Annotated in this window: 9 protein-coding genes; 2 read left to right on the forward strand and 7 right to left on the reverse strand. The window is 46.7% G+C overall.

Features of this window, described 5'->3' with window-relative positions:
- Window positions 1-241: 241 nt before the first annotated feature.
- Window positions 242-2,230, reverse strand: coding sequence for a hypothetical protein (locus tag AC3WTJ_RS24830; protein ID WP_492524098.1), 1,989 nt, complete (start codon window positions 2,228-2,230; stop codon window positions 242-244).
- A gap of 152 nt (window positions 2,231-2,382) precedes the next feature.
- Between AC3WTJ_RS24830 and greA the strand changes: the two genes are divergently transcribed.
- Window positions 2,383-2,853 carry a transcription elongation factor GreA gene (gene greA / locus AC3WTJ_RS24835; RefSeq protein ID WP_315952457.1) on the forward strand — a complete coding sequence of 157 codons (471 nt, stop codon included), beginning with the start codon at window positions 2,383-2,385 and terminating at the stop codon, window positions 2,851-2,853.
- A gap of 80 nt (window positions 2,854-2,933) precedes the next feature.
- On the opposite strand, the gene murI is transcribed toward greA, so the two are convergent.
- The 6 genes from murI to AC3WTJ_RS24865 all read right to left on the reverse strand — a co-directional run bounded on the left by murI (window position 2,934) and on the right by AC3WTJ_RS24865 (window position 8,812).
- Window positions 2,934-3,710: a glutamate racemase gene (murI, locus tag AC3WTJ_RS24840; RefSeq protein WP_492524099.1), complete on the reverse strand. Its 777-nt coding sequence runs from the start codon at window positions 3,708-3,710 to the stop codon at window positions 2,934-2,936.
- Entirely contained in the window at window positions 3,691-4,512 is an 822-nt protein-coding gene (locus AC3WTJ_RS24845) for a Cof-type HAD-IIB family hydrolase (RefSeq protein ID WP_492524100.1), read from the reverse strand. Before AC3WTJ_RS24845 ends, murI begins: the two co-directional genes overlap by 20 nt.
- A gap of 125 nt (window positions 4,513-4,637) precedes the next feature.
- On the reverse strand, window positions 4,638-5,168 hold the full coding sequence (locus AC3WTJ_RS24850) for an ATP-dependent Clp protease proteolytic subunit (protein WP_492524101.1): 531 nt from the start codon (window positions 5,166-5,168) through the stop codon (window positions 4,638-4,640).
- Between the two features lie 151 nt (window positions 5,169-5,319).
- Window positions 5,320-7,320, reverse strand: coding sequence for an MASE4 domain-containing protein (locus tag AC3WTJ_RS24855; protein WP_492524102.1), 2,001 nt, complete (start codon window positions 7,318-7,320; stop codon window positions 5,320-5,322).
- 93 nt (window positions 7,321-7,413) lie between these two features.
- The gene (locus tag AC3WTJ_RS24860) at window positions 7,414-7,731 is read right to left on the reverse strand and encodes an MGMT family protein (protein ID WP_407868067.1); all 318 of its coding nucleotides are present in this window, start codon (window positions 7,729-7,731) and stop codon (window positions 7,414-7,416) included.
- 1 nt (window position 7,732) lies between these two features.
- Window positions 7,733-8,812 carry a lactonase family protein gene (locus AC3WTJ_RS24865; protein WP_492524103.1) on the reverse strand — a complete coding sequence of 360 codons (1,080 nt, stop codon included), beginning with the start codon at window positions 8,810-8,812 and terminating at the stop codon, window positions 7,733-7,735.
- Window positions 8,813-9,328: 516 nt separating this feature from the next.
- On the opposite strand from AC3WTJ_RS24865, the gene AC3WTJ_RS24870 reads away from it, so the two are divergent.
- Window positions 9,329-9,976 (forward strand): transcriptional regulator, encoded by a 648-nt coding sequence (locus AC3WTJ_RS24870; RefSeq protein ID WP_492524104.1) that lies wholly within the window; start codon window positions 9,329-9,331, stop codon window positions 9,974-9,976.
- The last annotated feature ends 328 nt before the right edge of the window (window positions 9,977-10,304 follow it).

The raw sequence follows: 10,304 nt of genomic DNA on the forward strand, positions 1-10,304 counted from the left end.
CTGCGAAATGCGCCCTTTTGCGCGCGCGAGGGAACTAGGGGACGCTATCTCTTCACTTTGGGCTAACATTGAGTCAAATGCAAAGAAATAACGCCCTGTAGTTCTTCACGGACAGCCAAAACTCCGCTTTTCTCCAAAATAGCGGACGGTAGTTCCTCCAAGTTAGTTGGAGAGTCAACTACTCAATGCCAAAAGGAGAATACAACCCACTTCCATTCTGGAACAAGGTTACATGTTTAGGTTACTTAGCCGCTATCTCAGCACTTTTCTTCCAAATGATTCTTTCGCCTATGCGCAAGACAACATCGACTCGATGTGTCCCCATAGCTAACGGGCGTGATGCTTTCAAGCTAAACAGGGTAACACCTGAAGCTTGGTTCGGCTGATTCACAATTCCTGTGATCTGGGGAATGTGCTCGGCGCCTCCGTCATCTCCGTCCTCGATGATTGCCAGTTGAAGCGGCGGCACTCTACCTGCGTCGTAATCTCCCGAGCTGATCCAGTCATCCACAAATGCCTGTAGTTCCAATCGTCCGTTATTCACGGTTACCTGGGTGTCAGCTTCCTTTACGGTATAATTGCTTTCGAGTAAACTGTAGTCCTTTTCGGCAAATCCCTGCGTTAATCCAAAAAGAGATATCACATCTTTCAAATTCAAATACCAACCGTCTTCGTTACGTACAACAGGCTTTTCCAGAGAAACCGTGCTACCTTTTCCAGCCTTCCAGTGTACCACAGCGCTGCTCAGGTTCGCTTGCAAATCGAAGGCATAGTCACCTCTGCTGAGTGTAACCTCATCCTTATCTGTGGCGGTGCTAATTTCATAATGAAGCCGTTCGGCAAGCTGCTTCAAACTTAAATAAGATTGACCTTTTTCAATGTAACCTATCTGCTCACCTGTGAAAAATTGCAAACGATCTTGTGCGGTTATTACCGTACCGAACACATTTAAACCTGCATTTGCAGCATGAGCGATCGTTTGGGAATCCTCATCCCACACTGAATCCTGCGTACTGCTCCAAAATGGAATCCACCCCGTTCGGTTATCCACATGTACCTTCAACCACATAGACCCGCCGTTCGGTGGATTCCATGCCTCTGTTGCTTCCATGGTCTGATTACGCAAAAGCAATGTCGTATCGTTAAACGGCATATCCGGATAGCGATACAGCTCTTTCGAATCCTTAATCGCCACTTTCCAATGGACAGGAACGGCAGACTCGGGATCACCGACCAACTTGTTCACCCAGCCCGTTCCCTTCGAGGAACGCACATGATACCAGGTGCTGTTATGCCAAATTTCGTATGGACCTCTCCCCGTCCATAAGGGTTCTGCGATTTTCTCAAAAACAGTGACCGTCTCGTCTTTAAGCACCGCATCTTCTTTTGCCATCCCCGCGAAGACAGTAGGGAATAACGGCGTTTCTCGCACAATTTTCAGTGTTTCATCTGCCGGAAGAATGGTCACTCCTTTGTCCCGCGTCCAGACTGTCCCTTGATCGGTTTGAACTTCGAAAGCGCGATCATATATCGTTGTAAATTCATGGAGAATCGTGAAATCTCCAGCTGTCGTCGAAGACCAGTCCATCTGCTGCTGACCTATGCCCATTGCCGCGCCAAGGTCGCTTTTTACGGGAAGATTATCATAATGTGCTTTGCGCTGAACGTCGTGAACAGTGCCAATTTGATTAATTGGAATAAACGCCCATAGATCGCCTAACCAATTTGTATGCACCTTAATCCAAGATTTGCGGTTGGGATCGTTGGTGTAGAACCACATCTTTTCAGCATCTGTCACTTCCACCTCTTGGGGGGATAAAGCGGCAACAGGATCATTTTTCGTGCTTGGACTGCGATAAAGCGGTGTTTCATCTAAAAGCGTGATCCGCTTAGGCGGTGCAATCTCGATTTCCCAAGGTTTTGGCCTGATCCAACGAGGTCCGAACATGGTTTCGATTTTCCAAGTCGCCTCGCCGATCGACCAGGCGCTTTCGGTTTCCAGTACATGCACCGCCTGCGGAGCAAACGTTCCTTCAGGATCCGTGTTGTACGTATCCGCCGCAGCGTAATAAGGTGTGTCAGCCAGCAGCTCTATCTCGGCCGGGAATCGAAGCCCCTCTGGACCAAAAGAACCTCCAAAAATCGTATCCGCAGCTGCTTGGGACACATAACCAGCCAAACCCATTGCTGCTGCAACAACCGTGAATGTGAACAATTTTATTTTCATCATCGTAAACTCACCGCTTCCGCATCCATTTCAAGGAAAATACTTCCACTATTTAGACGTTCTCTTGGTTAATAAGTTGCTTTTTTACGATTACTTTACTTGACCTCGCTACTTTAGTACTATAACAAGTATCGAATACATGAGGAGCTGTAAAAATGTCCAATGATGAAATCATCCTAACTCCCGAAGGATTACGCAGTTTAGAACTTGAGCTTGAGGAACTGAAAACCGTTAAACGCAAAGAATTGGCAAGCCGGATTAAGACGGCCATTAGCTACGGTGACTTGAAAGAGAACAGTGAATACCATTCGGCCAAAGAAGAACAGGGTTTCATGGAAACGAGAGTCTTGACCATCGAAAGAATGTTAAAAAAGGCGCGCGTTGTAACGAATCTGGATACATCTAAAGTTCAAGTAGGATCCACTGTTGTCCTTAATGATGTAGAATTCGCCGAGAAAATCGAATACAAAATCGTCGGTACCTCTGAAGCAAATGTCAATGAAAATAAAATCTCCTACGAAAGCCCGCTTGGCGTCTCGCTCATGGGCAAAAAAGTTGGCGATACGATCAGCGTCAATGCGCCAATGGGTGTTATCTCCTACGAACTGCTTGAGATTCGCGTATAGTCTAGTTAACACGAAAGGGCTGTCGTCCAGTAGATATACCTACTGGACGACAGCCCTTTTAATATTCTCCTATTCAACTCTTATTCCCCAGCGACTTTAAAAAGCTCCAGTGCTTTCCGCATCTTCTCCAAGTACTCAGGATTACCATCCGAGCACATCCATTTCAGATCGGAATGTCCTTTGCCAAGAAGTTGATCTCGATCACTCAACAGCTGAGTCAGCCGGTTCACTGTCCCTGCGCTTCCATCAACAATTTGGATATGATCCGGTAGAATCTTTTTCAATACGCTTCGGAAAAAGGGAAAATGCGTACATCCAAGGACTAACGTACCATACATACTCAGGTCGAACGAAGCTAACTGGGTATGAAAATAATCAATAATTAGCTGACTATCCACGTTTAATTGCTCACAGAATTGAACTAATTCCGGCATTGGCAGCGAATCCACCATGTGCATGTCATCGATACGGGAAACAAGCTCCCGGTATTTGGACTCTTTGAGCGTTAACGGTGTAGCGAGCACAAGCACTCGTTTTCCCGAAGAACGGTTCATGGCAAGCGCCGGCTTCACCGCAGGTTCCATACCGATAATCGGCATGTCGTAGATGTTGCGAAGCTCTGCGATCGCAATGCTCGTTGCCGTGTTACAAGCAATAACGAGTGCACTAACCTCTTCCTTGCTGATGGTTTCAACCGCTTGTTTCACGAAAGAAAGGACTTCATCCTTCGATTTCGTTCCATATGGCACATGCAGCGTATCTGCAAAATATAGAAAGTCTTCATGAGGCAATTGCTTCATGGCTTCGTGTAAGACGGAAATTCCGCCTATTCCTGAATCAAAAAAAGCTATTCTCATTTGTTTTCACCCTGATCTTGTTCTTTCGATGATAGAGCAATCCTGCTGTAATAAGTCCATTGCGAACGCCATCTTCATCCACATGCGTCGTCACATGATCGGCATAAGGAAGCAAATCCTTGTGGGAGTTCCCCATCGCGATGCCCATCCCAACAAAGGAAAGCATTTCCATATCATTCAAGCCATCGCCAAATGCAACCGCTTCTTCCGGTTTAATGCCTACAAGCTCAAGCAGTGCTGCAATCCCCTGGGCTTTGGAACCTCCAGCCGGTAAAACGTCAATCGCATGCTGATGCCAGCGAATCAGCTTAAATTCCGTTTGAAGCTCTTCATACAAATGTTCATCCGTATCTTCACAATGCAGGAAAATCTGATAAATATCGTTCGTTTTCCAGAAATCCGGGTCATACCCTGGCAAATCCACCTTCAACGACGAAACGGATCCTGTTACGAATGGATGATCTTCCGTGTCCGTAAAAAACTGATGCTCCCCCTCGAATACGAGAGAATGTTTGTACTTCGCGGCAAGTTTGACCAAAGCTTCAATGCTGCTTTTGGCAATGATGCGTCTGTACAGCGGCTCCCCACGATACACGGCATATCCGCCGTTCAAACAAACATAGGAATCGATCCCGAGCTGCTCAGCCAAGGGCTTAATGAAGTATGGGGCTCGTCCGGTAGCAATCACCGGTTCAATGCCTTGCTGCTTTAACTGGTGAATAGCGGTTACTGTGGAAGCTGGAACCTGTTTTTCCTCATTGACAAGCGTACCGTCGATATCAAAAAACACAATTTTATACACAGTTGGGTCTCCTTTGCACTTGGCGGCAGCTGTCGCTGTCAGCCTTCTCTCTTTCTCTCATTAAACACCAAAAAGAGATAAAAAACAAAGAAAAAGAGAATCCCCCAGGCTTCTCTCTCCAATTTCTATACAATTTCATCAATCACACCGTAGGATAAAGCCTCCTCAGGACTCAGATACCAATTTCGCTGATGCTCCTGAACACGAAGGATCTCATCTTGGGTTAGCTTTGTTTTAGATAAAAGGTATTCATCATAAATATTTTGCAGCCTCTGCGTTTCATCCACTCTATTCTTCAAATACTCCAGATGACCGTCAATATGCGTAGAAACGGCATGATACATAAAGGTGCTGAGCCTGCCGGCATACCTTTTGTGGCCACTCACAGCGATCAGCAAGCTCATGCTGGCAGCTAGTCCATACACGTAGGTGTGTACAGGCGTCTTGCTATTTTCGATCACATTAATGAGGCCTAGACCGTCGTAGACGCTCCCCCCGTTGCTATTAATAATGACGTCGATGGGAACGCGTTTAAAATCTTTTTCCTTCTTATCTTTGTCATCATCAAATTGGTTTATTTTCATGATTTGCTCGACAATCGTTTTCACAGAGCTTTTGTTAATGCCATCGAATAGATATAAGGTTCTTTCATTCATCGAAATGCCTCCTGTCCTATGGCCTATGATACAGTTAGTCTATTCCCGACAGTTGGACTTTGTAACACTTTTGTTTGTTTTTGCTTATTTTTGGGCGAAAAAGAGAAGAACCTGGCACGGGGCCAGATTCATTTAGGTTTTTGTAAGCAGGCTACCTATCTATGTGCTCATCGAATTGAACCGTAAAAATCGAACCCCTGCCTAACTCGGACTCCACCAACACCTTACCGTGATGAGCTTCTACAATCTCTTTAACAATAGACAGCCCGAGTCCCGTTCCCCCGATTTTCCTGCGATCCGAATTGTCTACCCTGTAAAATCTCGCAAATAATTTATCCAACGCATCGGCCGGAATGCCGAGTCCATAGTCTTGAATTTTGATGAGGACACGGCCATTCTCACGTTCCACATACACATCTATCTTCGATCGATCAGGAGAGTACTTGATGCTATTGGAGATCAAATTATGAAAAACCTGTTTGAGACGTTCTTCGTCCCCGTGAATAATAGGGAAATCATCAAGGACATGCAGTTCAATCTCATGATTGTCTTTCCCCTGCCATTGATCCACGATTTCACCTAGCAAATGAGCTGCGTTGAGCGTTTGAAAATGAAAGAGCTGCCGTCCTGAATCCAATCGCTGCAAGTCCAAAAAATCGTTGATTAGATTGGACAGCCGCATTGATTCCTTATGAATCGTCTCTACGTACTTGACTCGCTTGTCCTCCGTAACGTTCCGGGTCGCCAAAATCTCAATAAATCCCATAATAGAAGATAGCGGAGTTCGGATTTCATGGGAAATGATGGAGACAAATTCATTTTTCATCTCATCGATCCGCTCCTCTTCGGTCCGGTCCCTGAATCCGAACAAATGACCCCTGAGCGTGTCAGCCCCCTCGTCCACAATGGGATTGACGTAACATTCATAATGCTTCATTTCGCCGGAAAGCGATACTCTTGAAATCCTTTTTTGAAAAGGCGGTATACTTTGGTTGAAATAGGCCTCAACGACGACTTTAAAAGCAGTGTCTGACGCTAGCATGCCTTCGCAATACGTGGACAAACAGTCCCCTTTGCCAATCGGCTTTTCAAAAAAAAGCTCGACGCGGCGGTTTGCAAAAATAACTCTGCCTACGGTATCACACATGATGATAGCTTCATGACTGGACTCCAACATTTGTTCGATAATCGTGTTCTGTTCGGAGATCGTCCTTTCCGCTTGCTGGCTTTCCCCAAGAAGCACTTTATAGCTATACTCGCTGTCTTTGACTTTTCTAAAAAGATCCGCCATGTTCAGATACATTTTCGTAAATTCATAGATCATGCCGGCCAGCACAACATTCGAGCATACAAAGGAGTTCCACTTCGCCACATACCAACCTAGACTGAAACGCCCTCCCCCGCAAAGAACAATGATCACATCCAGCATCATCGCTAGGATTGCTACGCACAGCCATGTTGAGGTTACCGTACTAGCTTTAGTCCGAATGTAAAAGACGAGCAACGTGATGAACGTAAGCACAACGATTGGAATCCCAACAAGCTTAACAAATGCGGGAGACAGCTGTCCTTGTGACAAAACGGTTGGCAGGAGCTCGACGAAATGCGTCGTAAACAACGTGCATACGGCCAGCAAAACGATTGTCCCGATAAATGTACACCAGCCGGCTATCTTTGCCTTGCGAGCGCTGTACCGTACATTTCGATGTTTGGCGTCAAGCCGCAAATAAAGCAGGACTGCCAGGGGAAAACCTATGTGCCAAAGCGCATACACCCACACGGACGTTTGTGGTCCCGAGTTGAACACCCCATTGTCAGCAAAAACACGGGGAAATGCGAGGATGTAAACTAAACTCATGCCCGCCGAGAACAAATAACCCGCAAAAAGAGCAAGCACGGCGAGTTGGCGGGAGATTTTAAACTGACTATAGATTACGTAAGCTGTAATGAGTTCAAAGCAAACGACCGTAGAAAAAATAGCCGGCTGGAAAGCCGCCATTTCTCCTAGCTGCATGCGGACAAAAGGTACTGAGAACAAAGAGATAAGGGTTACTAGAACCCCAATGATATATGCAAACCGCCGCTGCGCACGATTGGACGGCATCGTTAATAAATTGTATACCGCCACAGGCAGCGCTTGATGTTGACTCATGATAAACCCCCGATAATGCTAAGCTTAGTGCTTACACGGTACGAAAGCCTCACTTCTTATTGTGGCAAGAAATGAGGCTTCTTATGTGACAGATTACGTATTTTCTTCCATGTGAGCCTGGTAGCGTTCAAGCGAGATTAAGCGATCCTCAATGAGCTCAATGCCCTCTGATTGAAGCAGAAAGCTTTGCAGCTCCGCTCCTTCATCATCTGGAATCGCAATTTCACCTTTCGCATTCACGACTCTATGCCAGGGCAGCTTATACTTCTTGCCCATGGCATGCAATATTCGCACAACCTGCCGGGCTCCTCGAGGACTTCCTGCAAGGCGCGAAATCTGCCCGTAGGTCATCACTTTCCCTTCAGGAATAGAACGGATAATTTGGATCACACGCTCCGTGTATGGTGTCATGTTAATCTACGATGGCAAATTTGATGCATACCGGTTTGGACAGCGTCAGCACACTTCCGGTTGGCAACAGCTTCCCAGTTGCTGCATCTCTTGCGAACGATACGATGTTATCGGAGTCTTTGTTTGCGACTAAAAGATGCGCCCCGTCCGGTGAAAGGGCAAAATTGCGCGGATGCTTCCCTAGCGTAGGCGCATATTCAACAGGAGACAATTTGCCTGTATCCGCATCAATGGCGTACACAACTATGCTGTCATGCCCGCGATTCGAGCCGTAAAGATACTTGCCGTCCGGAGAAACGTGAATATCCGCGCAAGCATTTTCACCCTCGAACGCCTCTGGCAGCGTAGAAATCGTTTGAATTTCAGTAAGTTCGCCCTGCTCCTCTTTGTAGCTGAAAGCTGTTACAGTTGAGCCTAACTCGTTGATTACATAACCATATGTATAAGATGGGTGAAAGGCAAAATGCCGCGGGCCTGACCCTGGAGCGACGGACACTTCACTATGAGGATGCAGCTTTTTCGCAGCAAGATCCAGCTTGTACAGCTTTATTTTATCCAATCCTAAATCACAAACGCCTACATAAGTATTCGTACGATCCAAGAAAACGGAATGAGCACGCGGTCTATCCTGCACATCCAAAAGACTGGAGCCTTCATGCTGCTGAATATCTGCATTTTCGCCAATTCGTCCGTCCGCCAGAACAGGCGATAAGCCCACCATGCCCCCGTGATAGCTCGAAACCATAACGACTTGATTCGAATGATCAAGCTGGATATGGCAAGTCGTTGCTGGAAGCGTAATCTCATTATTCAAAAAGGCTAATTTCCCCGAGACCGTGTCGATGTCATAGGAGCTTGCTGCTCCGCAGCGTTGACCGTTTGCACCCGTTCCTTCCGATATCGCGTAAAGCCTCCAATTTTCTTTATCAACGGATAAAAACGTAGGATTTTGCAAGCCATCCACTTCATGAAGGACTTCCAGACTTCCATTCCCTTCTCCAAATTGGCAGGTATACACGCCTGGATTGCTTGAATCCGCATAGGAACCAATAAATGCTAACGTTTTTTGGGACTTAGACATAATAACCATCTCCTATCTATCAATTTCCTATGTGCATTATCTCAAATCCCGTCCTCAGGAGCAATATGTCTGGGATTAGGATACGTTGGACGGGTGATGGGGCGGGTTCCATAGGAAAAACGTGACCTTCTCCTCCACTGCATATACATAATCATGGTAGGGAACTACGGGCTGTTATTCCGGTGAACAGCGGGGAATATGTGTCCGGAGGGGAATTACAGGGCTTTATTTCTTCACATTTGTCTGGTTTCTGTCAAAATGCAAGGAAATAACAGACTGTAGTTCCCACTCATCGCGGAAAGGGCGTATTTCGAAGAAATAGTGTCCTGTAGTTCCTTTAAAAAGACTGGCGTAATGGCCGGGTTTTCATTATACTAAAAATTATAGTACTAGCTGGTCGTGAAGCACACGCCGCTTTCATCTGGTTCGCAGGAGTTCTCTCCTGTACGAACAGGTGGAGGCGGCGTTTTGTGTTTTATCACAACCAAAATCTAATGGAGAAAGCAGGAATTCATAATGAGATTTGAACAAGCATTTGAAGATTTCATGGCGTCACAAATTGCAGCGGAGACTAACAGGCGCAGGCGAGAGCGCTTGGAGCAGGGTTTGGGACACGCGGAAATGGAATTTCTACGTGCGGTATGGTTTCCGATTATTGGACACTTTGACCATTTGTATCCGGAATGGGAAGTGCGCGACTTGGCGAACGGATACCGTTATTTGGACTTTGCGTACATGCCAGGAGATGCTAGAGGGGCGATCGAAGTCCAAGGCTACAGCACGCATGCACGAGATATTGAACTTTGGCGGTTCAAGGATCTCTGCCAGCGGCATTGCCATCTTGCCTTAGACGGCTGGTTGGTCATGCCTATCGCTTACCCGTCAATTGTGGATTCGCCTAAGTTGTGTCAGCAGCTGATACTTTCTTTAGTTGGGCTATTCATCTCTTCTGCCTATACTCCGCTCCCCCTCACATGGGCCGAAAGCGAAGCAATTCGATTCGCAAGACGAATGATGCGCCCCCTCTCCCCCTCGGACCTTGCCTCTCATCTTCAAGTAAGCAGCAAATATGCCAGAAAAATTTTGCATGGCTTGTGCGACAAGCAGCTTTTTGTTGTCTCGAGCGGGCAATCTCGTGCTCGCACGTATCGGTTGAATGATTAGTGGGAGGAAGCTGCCAACATAGCGGAATTACTATATGACGGCTGTAGGGAACTCCGGTCCCATTCGCGACAGTAGCGTTAGGAGGAGCTCTCCTCTCCTCTCCTCTCCTCTGCTAGTTAAGTTTGTTCAAGAGCGCAGCATCAGCGAATATTCGTGGGTGATAATGGCTTTATTAGGGGCTGGCGGTTGGGTGCGACGTCACCAATTGAGCTAAGTTGGCTGCTCAGCCCACAGAGCGGAACTACAGTCCACTATTTCGCCGAATAGTGGGGGGGCAAACAGAGTTGGGGAACTACAGGGCCTTATTTCTTCACATTTGGCTGGTTTC

The organism is Paenibacillus sp. FW101-FHT12H11 (assembly GCF_058790355.1).

Bases quoted from the DNA above. Each gene is read 5' to 3' on its own strand.
- AC3WTJ_RS24855 (WP_492524102.1), bottom strand. From the start codon at position 7,320: ATGAGTCAACATCAAGCGCTGCCTGTGGCGGTATACAATTTATTAACG.
- AC3WTJ_RS24865 (WP_492524103.1), bottom strand. From the start codon at position 8,812: ATGTCTAAGTCCCAAAAAACGTTAGCATTTATTGGTTCCTATGCGGAT.
- AC3WTJ_RS24860 (WP_407868067.1), bottom strand. From the start codon at position 7,731: ATGACACCATACACGGAGCGTGTGATCCAAATTATCCGTTCTATTCCT.
- AC3WTJ_RS24830 (WP_492524098.1), bottom strand. From the start codon at position 2,230: ATGATGAAAATAAAATTGTTCACATTCACGGTTGTTGCAGCAGCAATG.
- AC3WTJ_RS24870 (WP_492524104.1), top strand. From the start codon at position 9,329: ATGAGATTTGAACAAGCATTTGAAGATTTCATGGCGTCACAAATTGCA.
- AC3WTJ_RS24850 (WP_492524101.1), bottom strand. From the start codon at position 5,168: ATGAATGAAAGAACCTTATATCTATTCGATGGCATTAACAAAAGCTCT.
- greA (WP_315952457.1), top strand. From the start codon at position 2,383: ATGTCCAATGATGAAATCATCCTAACTCCCGAAGGATTACGCAGTTTA.
- murI (WP_492524099.1), bottom strand. From the start codon at position 3,710: ATGAGAATAGCTTTTTTTGATTCAGGAATAGGCGGAATTTCCGTCTTA.